An 18,126-nucleotide genomic window follows, 5' to 3' on the forward strand; every position below is an offset into this window, starting at 1 on the left:
CGGCGGCCGGACCGTTTCTATAGAACGGTGAAGGAGGCCTCATCAGCCCATGACCATTTATCAGAACCTCATTGCCGGCGAATGGGTCGGCTCGGACGCGACCAAGAACATCAATCCGTCGGACACCAACGAGGTCGTCGGCCTTTATGCGGACGGTACGGCCGAAGACACGAAGAATGCGATTGCCGCCGCCAAGGCAGCCTTTCCTGCCTGGTCGCGTTCGGGCATCTGGGAGCGCCACGTCATCCTGAAGAAGGCCGGCGACGAGATCATGGCCCGCAAGGACGAGCTCGGCGCCCTGCTTGCCCGCGAAGAGGGCAAGACGCTTCCCGAAGCGATTGGCGAGACCGTTCGTGCGTCGCAGATTTTTGAATTTTTCGCTGGCGAAGCATTGCGCCTTGCAGGCGAGGTCATCCCGTCGGTTCGCCCCAACATTGGCGTCGAGATCACCCGCGACCCGCTCGGCGTGATCGGCATCATCACGCCCTGGAATTTTCCGATCGCGATTCCTGCCTGGAAGATCGCGCCGGCGCTCTGCTATGGCAACACGATCGTCTTCAAGCCGGCGGAACTCGTTCCGGCCTGCTCCTGGGCAATCGTCGACATCCTGCACCGTGCCGGCCTGCCGAAGGGCGTACTGAACCTCGTCATGGGGAAGGGTTCGGTTGTCGGCCAGGCGATGCTCGACAGTCCTGATGTCGCGGGCATCACGTTTACCGGTTCCACCGGCACGGGCCGCCGCGTCGCGGCAGCCTCGATCGAGCACAACCGCAAGTTCCAGCTGGAAATGGGCGGCAAGAACCCGATGGTCGTCCTCGACGATGCCGATCTCACCGTCGCCGTCGAAGCGGCCGCCAATTCCGGCTTCTTCTCTACCGGCCAGCGCTGCACTGCGTCTTCGCGTTTGATTGTCACCGAAGGCATCCACGACAAGTTTGTTGCCGCGCTGACGCAAAAGCTGGAGACGCTCGTCGTCGACAACGCGCTGAAGCCTGGCACGCACATCGGGCCGGTCGTCGATGAAAGACAGTTGAAGACCGATACGGACTATATCGAGATCGGCAGACAAGAAGGCGCGAAACTCGCCTTCGGCGGCGAACTCATCACCCGCGAGACGCCCGGCTTCTATCTGCAGCCAACGCTGTTTACGGAAGCCACGAACCAGATGCGTATCAGCAGGGAGGAAATCTTCGGTCCTGTTGTATCGGTCATCCGCGTCAAGGACTACGAAGAAGCGCTGGCGACCGCCAACGACACGCCGTTCGGCCTGTCAGCCGGCATCGCCACGACGAGCCTCAAGCACGCCACGCATTTCAAGCGTAACTCCGAAGCCGGCATGGTGATGGTCAATCTGCCGACCGCGGGCGTCGACTTCCACGTTCCCTTCGGCGGCCGCAAGGGTTCGTCCTATGGCCCGCGCGAGCAGGGCAAGTACGCGGCGGAGTTCTACACGACCGTCAAGACAGCTTACACGCTGGCCTAACCACGGCCCAAAACGATCCGAGCCGCCCTGCGGCGGCTCGGCCAGATCTCGATACAGAGTTCTTCCGAGGCCGCCGCTCAGCTCTGGCTCTGCATCTGTCCCTGATCTTCTACCGTGACGACGACCGAGAGCTTTTCGCCCGGCGTGCCGATGCGCATGCCTGAAACGGGGGCGGCATCGCGGTAGCAGAGGCCGGAGGCTACACGCACATAGCGTGCGTCCGGGCAGATATTGTTGGCCGGGTCGAAGCCGACCCAACCAAGGCCCGCGACGTGCGCTTCGCCCCAGGCGTGGGTCGCTGCCTGCTCAACCTTCTCTTCCATCATCAAGTAACCGGAGACGTAGCGGGCCGGAACGCCGAGGCTGCGTGCGGCGGCCACAAAGATATGAGCGTGATCCTGGCAGACGCCGCTTTTCTTCTCCAGCGCCTGCTCCGCTGTCGTTTCGGTATCGCTCGTCCCGGGCCGGTAGGCTACCATCTCATGAATCCCGGACATCAGCGCATGCATGCGAGCAAGTTCGTTTTCGCCGCTCACGCCTTTGGTCAGCTCCTTGATAAGCTTTCCGGGCTTCGTCCTTGGCGTCTCGCGCAGGAATAGCCAGAGCGGGCAGAAGCCGCTGTGGGGGCCGAGGACGCCGTTTCGATCTTCCGTTTCGACTTCGCCCTCGGCAACGATGCGTGTCGTCCGCTGCTCACCTTCCAGCGAGACGAGGTTGACGTGGTTGCCGAACTGATCGTCGTATTCAACCTCGGGCTTGGCGCCCTCGACATGCAGGGACCAGTTGAGGATCGTTTGTCCGACCACGGTCGGCGGCGTCAGCCGCAGCCGCTGCAGCGAGAAGGCCGACGGCTCTTCGTAGTGATATTCGGTGACGTGGCTGATCTTAAGTTTCATGTCGTGCCCGCCTATGCATAGAACCGGTAACCGTCGGATATTTCCATGCCGAGCTGGTTGTTGCGCGTGACGAAATCCTCGAGAAACTCATGCAGGCCCTGATCCATGATCTCCTTGATGGCGCGTGTCTGGAGCGTCTTCCGGATGGCGTCTGCCGTGTCGTGCGCCGGCAGCCGCTCGCCGTAATCCTTGGCGAGGTAGCCGAGTTCGCCGACGATCTTCTCGTAACAATAGGCGAGCGAGCGCGGCATCTGGCCGTTGAGGATCAGGAAGTCGGCGATATTCATCGCGCGATACTCGCCGTCATAGGCCCAACTATAGGAGCGGTGGGCGGAGACGGAACGCAGGATCGACTCCCATTGGATGTTGTCGATCGACGTGCCGACGGCGGAGACCGCGGGCAGGAGCACATAATACTTCACGTCGAGAATACGGCTCGTATTGTCAGCGCGCTCGATGAAGGTGCCGATGCGTGCGAAGTTGTAAAGTTCGTTTCTGAGCATGGAACCATGGAAGGCTCCACGGATCAGCCCTGCGCGATGCTTGATGGCATCGATCGCCTCGGGCAGTTCCGCCGCTTTCAGCCGCTTGGAAAGCAGAGCCTTGAGCTCGATCCAGAACTCGTTGGTCGCTTCCCAGGTTTCGCGGGTCAGCGCCGTGCGCACCATGCGGGCGTTGTTCCGTCCGTAGTCGACGCAGGACATGACGCTCGAAGGGTTGGAGCGGTCGCGCAGCAGGTAGTCGATCGCATCGGCGCTCGTCAGCTTGCTGTGGCCTTCGTCAAAGGTCTCGCGCACTCCCGCACTTTGCAGGACGCCATCCCAATCGTCGTCCCCGGTTCCGCTTCGCGTCAGCGACATGCGCAGGCCGGCGTCGATAAGGCGCGCGATGTTTTCGGCGCGCTCAATGTAACGGAACATCCAGTAGAGTCCGTTTGCGGTTCTTCCGAGCATCAGTCCTCCAATACCCAGGTATCTTTTGTGCCGCCGCCCTGGCTGGAATTGACCACCAATGAACCCTGCTTCAGGGCTACACGGGTCAGGCCGCCGGGGATGATCTGCACCTTGTCGGAGACGAGAACATAGGGGCGCAGGTCGACATGGCGCGGCGCAATTCCCTTGTTGACGAGGATCGGCACGGTCGAAAGTGAAAGCGTCGGCTGTGCGATGTAGTTGGCGGGCTTCGCCGTCAACTTCTCGCCAAAGTCGGCGCGTTCCTTCTTCGAAGCTGTCGGGCCGACCAGCATGCCATAACCGCCTGAACCATGTACCTCCTTGACGACGAGCTCTTCGAGATGCTCGAGGACGTATTTGAGGCTTTGCGGCTCGGAACAGCGCCAGGTCGGCACGTTTTCCAGGATCGGCTTGCGCCCGGTGTAGAACTCTACGATCTCGGGCATATAGGAATAGATCGCCTTGTCATCCGATATGCCGGTTCCCGGCGCATTGGCGATGGTGATGTTACCCGAGCGGTAGACATCCATGATTCCCGGGATGCCGAGCGCGGAATCCGGACGGAAGGTGAGGGGATCGAGGAAGTCGTCGTCAACGCGGCGGTAGAGCACGTCGATCGCCTCGTAGCCGCGGGTCGTGCGCATCTTCACCTTGCCATCGATGACGCGCAAATCCGAGCCTTCGACAAGCTCGACGCCCATCGTGTCTGCGAGGAACGAATGCTCGTAGTAGGCGGAATTGTAGATGCCGGGGGTGAGCACGGCGACGCGCGGCTTGCCCTTGCAGCCCGGAGGCGCAAGCGACGCCAGGCTCTGGCGCAGCAGGTAGGGATAGTCCTCGACCGGCCTGACCTTATTGGCGTGGAACAGCTCCGGGAACATCTGCATCATCGTTTCCCGGTTTTCCAGCATGTAGCTGACACCGGACGGCGTGCGGGCGTTGTCCTCCAGCACATAGAACTCATTCTCGCCGGTGCGCACGATATCGGTGCCGACGATGTGGGTGTAGACGCCTCCCGGCGGCCGGAAGCCGATCATCTCGGGCAGGAAGGCGTCGTTTCTCTCGATCAGTTCGCGCGGAATGCGCCCGGCACGGATGATTTCCTGCTTGTGGTAGATGTCATCGAGAAAAGCGTTGAGTGCGATCACCCGCTGTTCGATGCCCTGCGCGAGCTTGCGCCATTCGCGGCCGGAAATGATGCGGGGGATGATGTCGAACGGGATGAGCTTTTCGGAAGAGTCTGCGTGTCCGTAAACCGCGAAGGTAATGCCGGTCTTTCGGAAGATGTTTTCGGCGTCCCGGCTCTTGGCAATCAGATGCGTTCGATCTTGGTTATTGTACCACTCAAAATATTTTTCATACGGCTGACGAGGACTTTCGTCCCCGGTGATCATTTCATCAAATGCCAAAGGTGTGGCTCCCCTTTTTTGTTCATTTGAATACAACGCACTAAGCAATGCAAGAACCATGCACAGTTGGAGGGCGAGATTCGTAAAATCCTCCCAAATGGCCAAAAGAGCCGAAAAACTGGGCATTCATCAAAATCTGGCATGGCCGTTGCCGTCTTCAATCCCTGGTGGCCGCTCAAAATGTAGGCACCTGATTATTTTCAGATCGGCATTCGATTCATTTTCGGGCGAGGCGGCAGAGTGACCGATCGCGCCACCCATCAACGAAACTGCAGGCAAGCATCAACGCTTCGACTTTGACGGAGAGGCTGTTGGTCGGTTATCTGCGGCACGCTCCGTTGCCCCAGGATCCATCCATGTCGCTCGATCGCATTGCACCCGCCATTTTCGTTCTTCTCTGGTCGACCGGCTGGGTCGTGGCGAAATACGCCGCCATTCATTCGCAGCCCTTCACCTTCCTCGCGGTGCGTTATGCATTGTCGACGCTGGCGTTTTTCAGCCTTTGTCTCGCGATGCGCGCGGCGTGGCCGGGCAGGGTGGTTGCTTTCAAGGCGGTCTACTCCGGTGTGTTCCTGCATGGCTTCTATCTTGCCGGCCTGTGGTGGGCGATCGCGAATGGCGTGCCGGCGGGGATATCAGGGATCATTGCCGCCTTGCAGCCGCTGTTGACGGCCATGGCTGCGCCGCTCCTCGTCGGCGAGCGCTTGCAGGGCACCCAGAGGCTGGGCCTGCTGCTTGGCTTCCTCGGCATCGCCATCGCGATATCGCCGAAGCTCTTCGATCCGGCGACGGCCGATCTGGCGCATGCCGCCGTACCGCTGGCCATCAACCTCATCGCCATGTGTTCCGTCACTTACGGAACACTCTATCAAAAGAAGCATCTGCAGACGGGCAACCTTTTGCCCATCGCCACGCTGCAATATGTCGGCGCGCTGATCGTCACGGTACCGCTGGTGCTTACTTTCGAGCGCATGCATTTCGATGGATCGGCGCAGGCCATTGCGGCGCTTGTCTGGTCGGTGTTCGGATTGTCGATGGGCGGCGTCGGACTGTTGCTCTACCTCATCCGCCGCGGCCAGGTCTCACGGGCGGCTTCGCTCATCTATCTGATGCCGCCGACGGTGGCGCTTGAAGCCTTCGTCGCCTTCGGCGAGCCGTTGACGCTGCCCCTGATCCTCGGCACCATCGTGGTTGTGACCGGCGTCTATCTGACCAATCGGCAGGTGACCGAATCTCGGCTGCGTGAGCAGCTGCAATGAAAAACGGCGGGGTTTGCCCCGCCGCCGATCATCTTTAAACGTTGAAAACTAGGCGCGTTCGCGACGCTGGCCATTGCCGCCGCGCGGCGGGCCGCCGCGACGATTGCCGCCATTGCCTTCGCGACGTTCGCCGCGCTCGCCGCCGTGGGCCTGAGCGCTGCGATCTTCGCCGTGCTTGCGGGCCGGGCGGCCGTGGGCATTGCGGGCGCCGCCGCCGGGGTGGTGGCGGTTGGCGTCGGCGTGGCCGTGGTTGCCATGCTGCGGGCGCTGCGGCTTACGGGCCGGACGGAAGTCCGACGTTGTGGCCAGATCATTGTCCGGACCGACGGCAGGCGTGGGCTCGCCACGGCGCTGGCCGCGGAAGTCCTCGTTGCGGGCGGTCTGGCGCTCCGGACGCGGACGACGCTCGCGGCGCTCCTCGTTGTTGGCGCGTACTTCGTCACCGGCTTCAGGGCGCGGACGACGCTCCGGGCGGCTGCCTGCACGGTGGCCTTCGCCACGGCCTTCGCCGCCACGACGCTCACCGCCACGCCCCTCGCCACCGCGACCTTGGCCACGGTTGCCGCCATTGCCGCGGCGTGGAGCCGCGTTCATGTTGGCCGGGACTTCGCCGCTGGCAACCGTGATGCCGATGTTCATCAGACGTTCGATATCGCGCAGCAGGCGGGTTTCATCAGGTGCGCAGAAGGCGATCGCAACGCCGTCGCGGCCGGCGCGGGCCGTACGGCCGATGCGGTGGACGTAGGCGTCCGGAACTTCCGGCAGGTCGTAGTTGTAGACGTGGCTGACGGCCGGGATGTCGATGCCGCGGGCGGCAACGTCGGTCGCGATCAGCGTCTTGATGTCGCCGTCGCGGAAGGCCTTGAGGGCGCGTTCGCGTTGGCCCTGGCTCTTGTTGCCGTGGATGGAGGCGACGGAATAGCCGACGTGATCAAGATGCTTCATCAGCTTCTCCGCACCATGCTTGGTGCGCAGGAAGACGATGGCGCGGCCATCCGGGTTTTCGGTGAGAGACTTCTTCAGGAGGTCCGTCTTGTCGTTCTTGCCGTTGACGAAGTGGACATACTGCTCGACCTTGTCGGCAGCCTTGCCAGGAGGCGTCACTTCGACGGTGACTGGATTCGTCAGGTATTCGCCGGCGAGATCGGCGATCGACTTCGGCATCGTCGCAGAAAACAGCATCGTCTGACGCTTCTTCGGCACCATCTTGGCGATCTTGCGCAGGTCGTGGACGAAGCCGAGGTCGAGCATCTGGTCGGCTTCGTCGAGAACGAGGTAGCGCACGGCTGTCAGGCCGATGGCGCGACGGTTGACGAGGTCGAGCAGGCGGCCCGGGGTGGCGACGAGGATGTCGGTGCCCTTTTCAAGCTGCAGCTGCTGCTTGTTGATCGATACGCCGCCGACGACGACGTTGATACGCAGGTGCGACTTGCGCAGGAAGTTCTTCAGGTTGGTGGCGATCTGGTTCACCAGTTCGCGGGTCGGCGCCAGGATCAGCGTCCGGGTGGTGCGGTTGTCGGGGCGGCGTTCTTCGGGGATGAGCTTTTCGATGAGCGGCAGGCCGAAGGCGGCCGTCTTGCCGGTGCCGGTCTGGGCGAGGCCGATGAGGTCACGGCCTTCGAGGAGAAGCGGGATCGCCTTTTCCTGAATGGGGGTCGGCGTTTCAATGCCGAGCTGGAAAAGAGTGGCGACGATCGGCTTGGAAACACCAAGCGATTCAAAATTGGTCAAGTCATAACCTTTTTAGGGCGCGCCAAAATAATATCGCCGGAACGCAGAGTGCGGCCCGGTGTCATTCTGGCGTCAAGCACCCCGCGTGAAGTGGGAACTTGTCTTGTTGGAAAAAGCTTTCCAGCGCTTCCGCCGCGTCTTGGGATGCGGCCTGTATGAAATGCGCTTTTGTCCTTCTTCCTGCATCCTATTTGCTGGCAGGAGCACGCTCACGCGGCGGCCGGAAGGTGAAAGCTGGCCTGCATTTGGTCTAGTTCGGGCCAAAAGTCAAGAGCAGCCAGCTCAAGAAGCGGCTGTGCGCGAAGGCCCTGTGACGCTTCAGACCAGCTCAGTCCTCAGTAGCATACCCTTGCACGGTAAGCCTCGCCCCATCCATTGCGCTGCCATTGAACATAACAACGGGGTGCGTAGTAGTCGCGGCGGTAGTACGGTCTGTAGTAGCTTCGATAGGTCGGATATGGCCGATAGTAAGATCCGTAATAGGGCCGGTAATAGGGCCGATAGTAGGAGCCGTAGTAGGGCCGATACACCGATCCGTAGTAAGGCCGATAGTATGGCTGCGGATAGTAGCCGTAGTTGGGGTAGGGACGTACAGCCTGCGACAGTAGGATGCCACCGACAGCCCCAGCCGCGACGCCGCCCCAAAAGTCGCTGTTAGCATTCGCGGGCGTTGCCGGGAGGAAGGTTGTCCCAGTCAGGGTCAATGCCATTAAGCCCGCCGCCATGCTTTTACGAAGTACGGACATGGTCGTCTCCTTTCGTTGACGAAGCTTGTTCTTGAAGCCGCCAGGAGAAGCCGTTCGGGTTTACGGGCCAGCTGAACGAGTCCATTTTAGAAACGACTGAAACTATACCACAGTTCCCGGATGTTTACTGCTTGTGATCATACAGCGCCGGCCAACACGCAAATTGCTCATGCCCTCAAGAATCATGGTTAAAGCCTTGTTAAAGCGGCGCGGCTATAGTCGTTCGACGAACAAACGTTTCCTGACCGAGGACTGATCTTGACATCGAACGGGGACCTTCTCGAACTGGCCTGCCGCCGGATCGCAGATCTGGATCGCCCCGCCTATGTCAAGAACAGCGAGCTTCGCTACGTCGCCGTCAACCGGGCCTATGCGTCCTTCTTTGAAAAGGAGATCTCCGATTTTATCGGCCGCCGGAGCCGAGAACTGATCGATACGCCGGAAGAGGAGACCCGCGAGGACAAGGAGCGGCGCGCTCTCGTCTTTGCAAGCGAGGAAAGCGCCGCTTGCTTCGCTTCCCGTGGTGCCGAGCACGAGCGGGTGCGCATTGAGAGCTTCTCGCCCTCCGCAGACCGTGTCTACGTGCTCGGCATCTTCGAGAAGAGGGCGCCATGCCGCAGTGACGATCGGCCTTCGGCGTCGGATTTGGCCCACGGCCAAGCCCTGACGGAGGATCTTCAAAACATCCTTCACGCTCTTCCCGTCGGTGTCATGATCCTCGACGACAAGCGCAACGTTCTCTACGCCAATGACGAGTTTTACGATGTCTGGGATCTGCCGCGTGACAACCGCTTTGACGGCTGGGCCTTCATCGACGTAATCCGTTACAATCACGAGCTCGGGCGTTACGGCGCCAAAGTGACGCCGGAGCAGATCTTTGCTCGGCGGGAGGCGCATTTCCACGTGGTGGAGAGGCAACAGCAGCCGGTGGAGCTCGGCTGGGTCGGCGGTAAGCGCGTGCTTTTCGATGGCCGAAGTCTCTCCAATGGCCGGGTTCTGCTTTCCTATGCTGATGTGACCGCAGTCCGTGAGCGCGAAAAGGAAGTCCACGAGACGCGGGCGGCGCTCGAGCATCTGGGCGATCTGATGCACGACGCAACGCGCGCGATGTCCCAGGGCCTCCTGATCGTTCAGGACGGGATCATCCTGCTCGCCAGCGACCCGCTCAGCGACATCCTCGCCATTCCGCCCGAATACCTCGCGGTCGGCCGGGGGTGGATCGATCTCTTCCGGTTCTGCGCTGAACGGGGGGATTTTCACGGCCAGGAAGATGAAATCCTGACGAGTTGGCGAGACAACATCGCGGCCAGGAAACCGATCTCGACGCCATTTCATGTCGCTGGAGAGCGTTGGGTCAACCTGGACGCTACCATCAGCGAGCGGCAGCATTGGATTGCGTTGTTCACCGACGTCACCGAAGCGAAGGAGCGCGAGGCCGAGCTCGAGCGGCTGCTGTCACGGGCGGAAGCCGCTGACCGCGTCAAGTCGGAGTTCCTGGCGAACATGAGCCATGAAATCCGGACACCGATGAATGGCGTCCTCGGCATGGCTGAGCTGTTGGCAAAGACCGATCTCGATACGCGCCAGAAGACCTTCATCGATGTCATCGTCAAATCAGGCAATGCGCTGGTGACGATCATCAACGACATTCTCGACTTCTCGAAGATCGATGCCGGACAGATGACACTCAGGCGCACGACGTTCGATCTGGTTGACGCGATTGAGGATGTTGCGACCCTCTTGTCTTCATCTGCGGCCGAAAAGAATATTGAATTGCTTGTGCGCACGGCGCCTGATTTGCCGTCGGCGGTGATCGGCGACGCGGGACGCTTCCGGCAGATCATCACCAATCTCATCGGCAATGCCGTAAAGTTCACGGAGCGCGGTCACGTCCTTGTGGACGTTGGCTTCACGCCGGGCGCGCAAGATGAGATCATGGCGAGCATCCGGGTCGAAGATACCGGCATTGGTATTCCGGGCGACAAGCTCGAGTCCATTTTCGACAAGTTCTCGCAGATCGATACATCCTCCACGCGTCGCCACGAAGGAACGGGCCTTGGCCTTGCCATCACGACAGGGCTGGTTGACCTGTTCGGCGGTTACCTCGAGGTGGACAGTCAGCCGGGGGAAGGCTCGGTCTTTACCGTGAACCTGCCTTTCGTCGTGGCCGCGGCGCGGTTGGCGCCAAAGCCGCTGCCCGTCAACGTGAAGGGCGCGCGTGTTCTCATTGTCGACGACAACGCGGTCAACCGGCAGATACTGACTGAGCAATTGGCTGTTTGGGGCTTCGATGGAGCGGCCGCCGGGGATGGACTGGAGGCCGTTGCGATCCTCGAGGCGGCGGACGAACTTGGCATCGGGATCGATGCGGCTGTGCTCGACTACCAGATGCCCGGCATGAATGGCGCCGAGATCGCGCGAAAACTGCGTGCGGACTGCCGGTTCGAGCGCTTACCAATCATCTTCTTGACGTCGATGGACATTTCGGGGACGCAGAAGGACTTCGCGGCGCTTAATGGCCAAGCCTATCTCATGAAGCCGGCGCGGGCCAACGTGCTGAGGAACACAATCGTCGACGTCGTGCGTACCAGTCGCACGAAACAGATCGCCACGGCGCTCAACATACTCCCCAATGTTCAGGAAACAGCACCGTCGCTGCTTCCCAAAGTTGAGTCTTCCGAAAGAATGCCGGCGGGGTTCATTGATGTGCTGGTCGCCGAGGACAACGAGGTCAACCAGATCGTCTTCAAGCAGATCCTGCAGGAAACCGGCGTCAGCTTTCTCGTCGTCAGCAACGGCCAGGAGGCGGTGGCGGCGTGGGACCGCTACACCCCGCGCGTCATCATGATGGATGTCTCGATGCCCGTGATGAACGGCCATGATGCGACGCGTGCAATACGCGATCGCGAGTGCGGACAAGGCCATCGCGTGCCAATCATCGGTGTGACGGCGCATGCGCTGGATGTCGACCGTGATCTGTGCCTGGAGGCCGGCATGGATGATTATATGTCGAAGCCGATCAGCCCGGAACTGCTTGAAGAAAAGCTGCGGCTATGGCTGGGCAGAAGCGAGCAGCGGGCGGACCGCTCGGCCAGCTAGGATTTGATGCCACAGAGCATCTCACGTTTTCCCGCAAAGCCGCTGCGGCGCTCCACAACAAAGCCAGCGGCAATCAGATTGCGCCTGACGAAGCCCGCCGCCGCATATGTCGCGAAGGTCCCGTTAGGCTTCGTCTTCTCGCAGACGAGGCGCATCAAATCCTCGCACCACATGTCGGCATTGCGCGACGGAGCAAAGCCGTCGAGATACCAGGCATCGAAGCCCGCCTCAGCGGCCGCAACACCTTCGAGTGCGCGGCCGCAGACGACGCTGAGGGATGTCTGGTCATCGAGCCTCAGGGATACGGTTCCCTGCGGCGTTTCCGGCCAGGCTGCCGTCAGGGCTTGCCGTTCGGCATCGATCTCTGTCCAATGAGAAAGTGCACGGTCGATTTCCCGGCGCTGCATCGGATAGAGCTCGAACGACATGAAGTGCAATTGCTGGCCGATGCGCCGATTGAGCTTCCACTGTCGCCATGTTTCGGCAAAGTTCAGGCCGGTGCCGAAGCCGAGTTCGCCGATCAGGAAGTCGCTCTGCTCCTGCCAACGCTGCGGCAAACCGTTGCCAGCCAGAAAGACATGCCCGCATTCCAACCTGCCATCGGTCTGGCAATAAAAATGATCGCCAAAGGCCGGTGAATAGGGCATATCGCCGTCGCGCCACTCCAACGGCCCATGTGCGCCAGCAATTTTTTCAGGATCTGTATCTGTCATGCCCAAAGCCGATAGTCCGGCCTTGTCTTCCGGTCAATCATCGACCGCCCTATTGATCGTCGGCGGTGGGATCATGGGGCTGTGGGCGGCAGTTCACGCCGAAAGGCTGGGTATCGATGCAGTGCTCGTCGATGCCGGTCGGCTTGGCCACGGGGCGAGCGGCGGCCTGCTCGGCGCGCTGATGCCCCATATGCCGGACAAGTGGAACGCCAAGAAGCAATTTCAGTTCGATGCGCTGGTTTCGCTGGAAGCGGAGATTGCCGCGTTGGAACAGCAGACGGGCCTTTCCGCCTGCTATCGCCGCTCTGGGCGCCTTATCCCGCTGCCGAAGCCGCATTTGCGTGAGATCGCCTTTGGTCATTCCCGCGATGCCGAAGATAGCTGGATCGCGGGCGAGCGGCGTTTCCACTGGCACGTCCTCGACAGGCCTCCCCAGGAGAATTGGCTTGACGCAGCGGCCGGCGAAAGCGGCTTCGTGCACGATACGCTTGCGGCAAGGGTTGCCCCCCGATCGCTGACTGCAGTACTGGCCGCATCGACGCGCGACGCACGGCATGTGCGGGTTGCCGAATACGTTTCGGTCGATGATATCGATTTTGAGCGCAAGGCTGCGAAAACGACCGCAGGTAACATTGCGTTCGGCCGCTGCATCGTCGCAGCCGGTCACGAATCCTTTCCCTTGCTGGGGCGTTACACCGCCGGCCTTGCGCGGCCGCTCGGCCAGCCCGTCAAAGGGCAGGCGGCGTTGTTGAAAGCCGATGTCGACCCATCCTTGCCGACCATCTTCCGTGACGGGCTCTATATCGTTGCACACGAGGGCGGCCACGTCGCCGTCGGCAGCACCAGCGAGAATCGTTTCGACGAGCCGTTCTCGACCGATGGACAGCTCGACGCACTGCTTGAGGCAGCCGGACAGCTGGTGCCGCTATTGAAGAGTGCGCCTGTGCTTGAACGGTGGGCCGGTTTGCGGCCGAAGGCAATCGACCGTGATCCGATGATTGGCGTGCACCCTGACTACGACGGCCTGATCGCATTGACCGGTGGCTTCAAGGTCAGCTTCGGCTTGGCGCACCGTCTAGCGGCGGCAGCTGTCCACTTAGCCGCCGGTCTTCAGCCGCCCTTTGCGCTGCCCGAAAATTTCCTGCTTGCCAATCACATCCGCGTGGCTTCACGCTAAACGTGAATTAGCATTTCCTGCCTTTCGTCAATTTGTCACGCAAATCACCTATCTGCTAGCGCAATCGCGGCGCCGACGGAGGGCTGCGCCGTTTGTCTACGGAGGAAATTTGATGCGCTACGCCATTTGCTTTACGCCCGCTGCGAGCGACCCGCTCTCGCATGTGGCCGCAAATTGGTTGGGTCGGAACGTGTTTTCCGGCGATATGGTCGAGCCGATTGCGATACGCGGCCTGAGCATTCACGAGATCGCCTTCCACACGGCGATGCCACGCCGCTACGGGTTTCACGGTGTCCTGAAGGCGCCCTTCCGCCTGGCCGCCGATGTGACGGAGGCGCAACTTCTGCGTGATCTCATGCGCTTCTGCGGCACGCTGACGCCGTTTCACATCAATCGGCTGGAGGTGGCCCGGCTCGGTGGATTCTACAGCCTTGTGCCGTCGCTGCCTTGCGAACACGTCCACTATCTTGCCAATGGCGTTGTTCAGGAGTTCGACCGATTCCGCGCGCCGTTGAGCGAGGCGGAAATCGAGCGCACCGATCCGGGCGGTCTGTCGGCGGCGCAGTTCGCCAATCTGCACCGCTGGGGAAGCCCCTATGTGATGGACGAATTTCGCTTCCACATGCCGCTGACCGGACCGGTCAGCCATTGTGACATGCCACGAGTCGAGCACGCGCTACGCGACGTCTTCGAGCCCGTGCTTGCCGATTCCGTGAAGGTTGCGAATGTCGCGCTGATGATCGAAGAGGGAAATGGCGGACCGTTTCGCGTGCATTCGCTGCATCCGATGGGCAAAGTCAGCGCCCGGAAAGATCGCGTCCCCGCGCTAGCCTAGGAGTTGTGCCACAACGGCAAAACTCTGTTGCGTACTTTCCGTCTCGACATTCCGTCTCCGGGTGTTACCGTTTCGCCGACTTTGAGGAAGGTGATTTCATGGTATCCGAGACTTATCCGCGCAATCTGATCGGTTATGGACGCAATACGCCCGATCCGAAGTGGCCGGGCGATGCGCGCGTGGCCGTCCAGTTCGTCATCAACTACGAGGAGGGCGGCGAGAGTTGCATTCTCGATGGCGATCCGGCCTCCGAGAACCTGCTGTCGGAAATTGTCGGTGCTGCAGCCTGGCCGAGCCAGCGCAACCTCAACATGGAATCGATCTACGAGTATGGTTCGCGCGCCGGCTTCTGGCGCTTGTGGCGCATGTTCACCGAGCTCAACGTTCAGGCCACCGTTTATGGCGTGACGCTGGCCATGGCGCGCAACCCGGAAGCGGTCGCGGCCATGAAAGAGGCCGGCTGGGAGATCGCCAGCCATGGCTACCGCTGGCTGGAATACAAGGACTTCCAGGAGGACGTCGAGCGCAAGCACATTCAGGAAGCCGTGCGCTTGCACACGGAACTGACTGGCGAGCGGCCTTACGGCATGTATCAGGGCAAGCCCTCAGACAACACGCTGCGCCTCGTCATGGAGGAGGGCGGTTTCCTTTATTCCTCGGATTCCTATGCCGACGACCTGCCGTTCTGGGTGAAGGGTATCGACGACAATCCGTTCCTGATCATCCCCTATACGCTCGAGACCAACGACATGCGTTTCGCCACACCGCAGGGCTTCAACTCGGGCGATCAGTTCTTCACCTACCTCAAGGATGCCTTCGATACGCTCTATGAAGAGGGCAAGGCGGGCAGCCCGAAGATGATGTCTGTCGGGCTGCATTGCCGCCTCGTCGGTCGTCCTGGCCGCGCGGCGGCGCTGAAGCGGTTTATCGAGTATGTGCTGAAGCACGACAAGGTGTGGGTGCCACGGCGTCTCGAGATCGCCCAGCATTGGCACACCCACCACAAGGCTGAGGCGATCTGATGCTGTCGCGTGACGAGTTCGTATCGCGTTACGGCGGCGTTTTCGAACATTCGCCGTTCATTGCCGAGCGCGCTTATGACGACGGTTTCGTCGGAGACGAGTTGACGGTGGACCGGGTGCATACGGCGCTCGTCGCCATCTTCCGAGCGGCGAGCCCGGAGGAGCGGCTGGGTGTGCTGCGCGCCCATCCGGATCTTGCAGGACGCCTCGCGATAGCAGGTGAGCTCACCGAAGACAGCAAGAAGGAGCAGGCAGGCGCCGGGCTCGACCGACTAAGTGCGGAGGAGCATGCCCGTTTCACCGAGCTCAACACGGCCTATGTCGAGAAATTCGGCTTTCCCTTCATCATTGCCGTCAAGGGCTTGAACAAGGACGACATTCTGGCGGCCTTCGAAAAGCGCATCGGCAAAACCCGCGACGAAGAGTTCGATACGGCCACGGCTGAAGTCGAGCGCATCGCGTTGCTGCGACTGGAAACGATGCTGCCGGCGCGTTGAAACAGGCGTCTCCGACTTTTCTCTTTCGCATCCGTGACTTATAGTTGCGCCATGAAGCCGTCAGAAGTGCTGGAGAAGAACAGGCAGGCGATCCGCGAAGCGACGAAGCGCTTCAACGCGGCGAATCCGCGTGTCTTCGGTTCCGTGGCGCGAGGGCAAGATCGGCCGGACAGCGATCTGGACATTCTGGTGGATACCTTGCCAGGCACTACCTTGTTCGATCTGGGAGGGTTGCTTGAGGAGTTGAAAGAGACGCTTGGTATCGAGGTCGATCTTGTAACGCCCGGTGGCCTGCCGGAGAAAATACGCGAACGCATTCTTTCGGAAGCGGTCGTTGTATGAGCGTCGAGCGGCTGGTGGAGTACATTGATCGTATGCAGCAGGCCGCCGAACAAGCACGCGCGCTAACCGAAGGTTTGACCAAAGAAACCTTTCTGGCGGACCTTAGAACCCAGCTGGCTGTCACAATGTCCCTGGTCCTTTTGGGCGAGGCAGCGGCTCGCATCGGCACGAACCACCCTGATTTCCTTCGCGATCATCCAGAACTCCCCTGGTCAAAAATAAAGGGAATGCGGGATCTGATTGTGCACGACTACTATCATGCAGATCTTTCGGCGATTTGGGGTACGGTGCGAAGCGATCTGGCGGATCTTATCTCGCAGCTTCAAGCGATACGCCATTGGCGCATCCAAGGCGAATAGTGAAATGTCTCAATTACTCGATATTCTTCCCCTCACCAAATCCGCCTTCGCGCCCTTCGGCGACGTTATCGCACCAGATCCGGCAACGATGCGCTATATCAACAACGGCACGACCGAGCGTTTTCATGCGCTGGCCACCGCCGAAGCGGCAGGCGAGGGTGCGCGTGTCATCATCAACCTTTTTCGCGGCCGGCCCAGGGCCTTTCCCTATGAAATCGGCATGATGGAGCGGCATCCGTTCGGCAGCCAGAGCTTTTCGCCGATCTCTGGGCGGCCTTACCTTGTCGTCGTCTCCGAGGACGAGGGGGGAAGGCCCGGCCGTCCTTGCGTATTCCTCGCGCGCGGCGATCAGGGCGTGAACTATCGTCGCAACGTCTGGCATCATCCCCTGATGTCGCTCGGTGCCGTCAGCGATTTCCTCGTCGTCGACCGCGAGGGACCTGGCAACAATCTAGAAGAATACGTCTTCGATACGCCCTTCATCATCAGCGAGCCCAGCCTATGACCGGACTGACCACGCATGTTCTCGACACCGCTTCCGGCAAGCCAGCCGAAGGCCTGCGGATCGATCTTTTCCACCTGGAAGGAGACGTCCGCCGGCACATCAAGACGGTCAGCACCAATTCCGACGGCCGTGTCGATGGGGGGCCGATCCTGATCGGCGACAGCTTCAAGGCGGGAACCTACGAACTGCTCTTCCATGCCGGCGATTATCTGCGTGCAAAAGGTATTGCTTTGCCGCATCCGGCTTTTCTGGATCTCGTGCCCATCCGCTTCGGCATCGCCGACGTGACCGCGCATTATCATGTGCCGCTATTGATCTCGCCCTACGGCTATTCGACCTATCGCGGCAGCTAGACCATGCGTTTTGCGGCGATTGCGGACATTCATGGCAACCATCTGGCGCTCGAGGCTGTATTGGCCGACATTGCGGCGCAGGGCATCACCGATATCGTCAATCTCGGCGACTGCTTCAGCGGTCCGCTGACCGCAGGACGAACCGCGGAACTGCTGCGGGCGCAGGACATGCCGACAGTCCGCGGCAATCACGATCGCTACCTGATCGAACAGCCGCGGGACGCCATGCATGCTTCGGATGCGGCCGCTTTCGATCAGCTGACAGTGGATGACCTGCAATGGTTGCGCAGCCTGCCGACGCGTGAGGTCTATCGTGACGAAGTCTATCTCTGCCACGCGACGCCGGCGGACGACAGCACCTATTGGCTCGAGTCCGTGTCTACGGAAGGCGACGTCTTCCTGAAGCCGCTTGCGGAGATCGAAGCGCTGGCCAAGGGCGCGGATCTCCCGCTGATCCTCTGCGGCCACAGCCATCTCCCGCGCGTGGTTCGCCTCAGCGACAACAGGCTGATCGTCAATCCCGGCAGCGTCGGCTGCCCCGCCTACGACGACGACGTGCCGCACTACCACAAGGTCGAGACCGGCCATCCGCTCGCGTCCTATTGCATCCTCGAGAAGGGACAGGCTGGCTGGCTTCCGGCTTTCCGCACTGTCGCCTACGACCACATGGCTATGTCGCGCCTCGCAAAAGAAAACGCCCGCCTGGATTGGGCAGGCGCGCTTGCGACGGGCTGGATGCCGTAGCTC

18 protein-coding genes are annotated in these 18,126 nt (G+C 60.9%); 12 read left to right on the forward strand and 6 right to left on the reverse strand.

Features of this window, described 5'->3' with window-relative positions; all coding sequences use genetic code 11:
• Positions 1-49 precede the first annotated feature (49 nt).
• A complete protein-coding gene (locus FHX09_RS07500; RefSeq protein WP_007800264.1) occupies positions 50-1,483 on the forward strand; it encodes an aldehyde dehydrogenase family protein in 1,434 nt (477 codons plus the stop codon).
• A gap of 77 nt (positions 1,484-1,560) precedes the next feature.
• Here the strand turns inward: FHX09_RS07500 and FHX09_RS07505 are convergent, their stop codons facing one another.
• Genes FHX09_RS07505 through FHX09_RS07515 form a run of 3 tightly spaced genes read right to left on the reverse strand, consistent with a single transcriptional unit; the run spans position 1,561 to position 4,741 of the window.
• Positions 1,561-2,379, reverse strand: a complete 819-nt coding sequence (locus FHX09_RS07505) for a transglutaminase family protein (RefSeq protein ID WP_132588858.1) — start codon at positions 2,377-2,379, stop codon at positions 1,561-1,563.
• 11 nt (positions 2,380-2,390) lie between these two features.
• A complete protein-coding gene (locus tag FHX09_RS07510) occupies positions 2,391-3,332 on the reverse strand; it encodes an alpha-E domain-containing protein (RefSeq protein ID WP_132588857.1) in 942 nt (313 codons plus the stop codon).
• Positions 3,332-4,741 (reverse strand): circularly permuted type 2 ATP-grasp protein, encoded by a 1,410-nt coding sequence (locus FHX09_RS07515; protein WP_132588856.1) that lies wholly within the window; start codon positions 4,739-4,741, stop codon positions 3,332-3,334. Before FHX09_RS07515 ends, FHX09_RS07510 begins: the two co-directional genes overlap by 1 nt.
• Before the next feature lie 356 nt (positions 4,742-5,097).
• Here FHX09_RS07515 and FHX09_RS07520 point away from each other — a divergent pair, with 356 nt between their 5' ends.
• On the forward strand, positions 5,098-6,000 hold the full coding sequence (locus FHX09_RS07520; protein WP_183719201.1) for a DMT family transporter: 903 nt from the start codon (positions 5,098-5,100) through the stop codon (positions 5,998-6,000).
• Between the two features lie 48 nt (positions 6,001-6,048).
• Here FHX09_RS07520 and FHX09_RS07525 read toward each other — a convergent pair whose 3' ends face one another.
• Both FHX09_RS07525 and FHX09_RS07530 read right to left on the reverse strand, forming a co-directional pair.
• Complete coding sequence (locus FHX09_RS07525; RefSeq protein ID WP_184449659.1) at positions 6,049-7,731, reverse strand: DEAD/DEAH box helicase; 1,683 nt, start codon at positions 7,729-7,731, stop codon at positions 6,049-6,051.
• Between the two features lie 335 nt (positions 7,732-8,066).
• Positions 8,067-8,477: a hypothetical protein gene (locus FHX09_RS07530; RefSeq protein ID WP_132588853.1), complete on the reverse strand. Its 411-nt coding sequence runs from the start codon at positions 8,475-8,477 to the stop codon at positions 8,067-8,069.
• Between the two features lie 258 nt (positions 8,478-8,735).
• Here FHX09_RS07530 and FHX09_RS07535 point away from each other — a divergent pair, with 258 nt between their 5' ends.
• Complete coding sequence (locus FHX09_RS07535; protein ID WP_184449661.1) at positions 8,736-11,576, forward strand: response regulator; 2,841 nt, start codon at positions 8,736-8,738, stop codon at positions 11,574-11,576.
• Here the strand turns inward: FHX09_RS07535 and mnmD are convergent.
• Positions 11,573-12,289: a tRNA (5-methylaminomethyl-2-thiouridine)(34)-methyltransferase MnmD gene (gene mnmD / locus FHX09_RS07540; RefSeq protein ID WP_184449663.1), complete on the reverse strand. Its 717-nt coding sequence runs from the start codon at positions 12,287-12,289 to the stop codon at positions 11,573-11,575. The genes FHX09_RS07535 and mnmD overlap by 4 nt on opposite strands.
• Here mnmD and FHX09_RS07545 point away from each other — a divergent pair.
• The 9 genes from FHX09_RS07545 (at position 12,288) to FHX09_RS07585 (ending at position 18,123) form a co-directional block, all read left to right on the forward strand.
• Entirely contained in the window at positions 12,288-13,466 is a 1,179-nt protein-coding gene (locus FHX09_RS07545; RefSeq protein WP_132588850.1) for an FAD-binding oxidoreductase, read from the forward strand. The genes mnmD and FHX09_RS07545 overlap by 2 nt on opposite strands.
• A gap of 112 nt (positions 13,467-13,578) precedes the next feature.
• A complete protein-coding gene (locus tag FHX09_RS07550; RefSeq protein ID WP_132588849.1) occupies positions 13,579-14,301 on the forward strand; it encodes a DUF1045 domain-containing protein in 723 nt (240 codons plus the stop codon).
• Between the two features lie 98 nt (positions 14,302-14,399).
• Positions 14,400-15,323, forward strand: a complete 924-nt coding sequence (gene puuE, locus FHX09_RS07555) for an allantoinase PuuE (RefSeq protein WP_007789761.1) — start codon at positions 14,400-14,402, stop codon at positions 15,321-15,323.
• The gene (gene uraD, locus FHX09_RS07560) at positions 15,323-15,820 is read left to right on the forward strand and encodes a 2-oxo-4-hydroxy-4-carboxy-5-ureidoimidazoline decarboxylase (protein WP_132588848.1); all 498 of its coding nucleotides are present in this window, start codon (positions 15,323-15,325) and stop codon (positions 15,818-15,820) included. Before puuE ends, uraD begins: the two co-directional genes overlap by 1 nt.
• Positions 15,821-15,871: 51 nt before the next feature.
• Positions 15,872-16,162, forward strand: coding sequence for a nucleotidyltransferase family protein (locus FHX09_RS07565; RefSeq protein WP_132588847.1), 291 nt, complete (start codon positions 15,872-15,874; stop codon positions 16,160-16,162).
• Entirely contained in the window at positions 16,159-16,521 is a 363-nt protein-coding gene (locus tag FHX09_RS07570) for a HepT-like ribonuclease domain-containing protein (protein WP_132588846.1), read from the forward strand. The genes FHX09_RS07565 and FHX09_RS07570 overlap by 4 nt, the downstream gene beginning before the upstream one ends.
• 4 nt (positions 16,522-16,525) lie before the next feature.
• Complete coding sequence (locus FHX09_RS07575; RefSeq protein WP_007789768.1) at positions 16,526-17,026, forward strand: ureidoglycolate lyase; 501 nt, start codon at positions 16,526-16,528, stop codon at positions 17,024-17,026.
• Complete coding sequence (gene uraH, locus FHX09_RS07580) at positions 17,023-17,379, forward strand: hydroxyisourate hydrolase (protein WP_007789769.1); 357 nt, start codon at positions 17,023-17,025, stop codon at positions 17,377-17,379. Before FHX09_RS07575 ends, uraH begins: the two co-directional genes overlap by 4 nt.
• A 3-nt stretch (positions 17,380-17,382) precedes the next feature.
• The gene (locus FHX09_RS07585; RefSeq protein ID WP_184449665.1) at positions 17,383-18,123 is read left to right on the forward strand and encodes a metallophosphoesterase family protein; all 741 of its coding nucleotides are present in this window, start codon (positions 17,383-17,385) and stop codon (positions 18,121-18,123) included.
• Positions 18,124-18,126 lie beyond the last annotated feature (3 nt).

It is taken from the genome of Rhizobium sp. BK538, assembly GCF_014197575.1.
In the GTDB taxonomy this organism is placed as follows: domain Bacteria; phylum Pseudomonadota; class Alphaproteobacteria; order Rhizobiales; family Rhizobiaceae; genus Rhizobium.

Bases quoted from the DNA above. Each gene is read 5' to 3' on its own strand.
- FHX09_RS07545 (WP_132588850.1), top strand. From the start codon at position 12,288: ATGCCCAAAGCCGATAGTCCGGCCTTGTCTTCCGGTCAATCATCGACC.
- FHX09_RS07530 (WP_132588853.1), bottom strand. From the start codon at position 8,477: ATGTCCGTACTTCGTAAAAGCATGGCGGCGGGCTTAATGGCATTGACC.
- FHX09_RS07500 (WP_007800264.1), top strand. From the start codon at position 50: ATGACCATTTATCAGAACCTCATTGCCGGCGAATGGGTCGGCTCGGAC.
- FHX09_RS07520 (WP_183719201.1), top strand. From the start codon at position 5,098: ATGTCGCTCGATCGCATTGCACCCGCCATTTTCGTTCTTCTCTGGTCG.
- puuE (WP_007789761.1), top strand. From the start codon at position 14,400: ATGGTATCCGAGACTTATCCGCGCAATCTGATCGGTTATGGACGCAAT.
- FHX09_RS07585 (WP_184449665.1), top strand. From the start codon at position 17,383: ATGCGTTTTGCGGCGATTGCGGACATTCATGGCAACCATCTGGCGCTC.
- FHX09_RS07570 (WP_132588846.1), top strand. From the start codon at position 16,159: ATGAGCGTCGAGCGGCTGGTGGAGTACATTGATCGTATGCAGCAGGCC.
- mnmD (WP_184449663.1), bottom strand. From the start codon at position 12,289: ATGACAGATACAGATCCTGAAAAAATTGCTGGCGCACATGGGCCGTTG.
- uraH (WP_007789769.1), top strand. From the start codon at position 17,023: ATGACCGGACTGACCACGCATGTTCTCGACACCGCTTCCGGCAAGCCA.
- FHX09_RS07510 (WP_132588857.1), bottom strand. From the start codon at position 3,332: ATGCTCGGAAGAACCGCAAACGGACTCTACTGGATGTTCCGTTACATT.
- FHX09_RS07505 (WP_132588858.1), bottom strand. From the start codon at position 2,379: ATGAAACTTAAGATCAGCCACGTCACCGAATATCACTACGAAGAGCCG.
- FHX09_RS07565 (WP_132588847.1), top strand. From the start codon at position 15,872: ATGAAGCCGTCAGAAGTGCTGGAGAAGAACAGGCAGGCGATCCGCGAA.
- FHX09_RS07550 (WP_132588849.1), top strand. From the start codon at position 13,579: ATGCGCTACGCCATTTGCTTTACGCCCGCTGCGAGCGACCCGCTCTCG.
- uraD (WP_132588848.1), top strand. From the start codon at position 15,323: ATGCTGTCGCGTGACGAGTTCGTATCGCGTTACGGCGGCGTTTTCGAA.
- FHX09_RS07575 (WP_007789768.1), top strand. From the start codon at position 16,526: ATGTCTCAATTACTCGATATTCTTCCCCTCACCAAATCCGCCTTCGCG.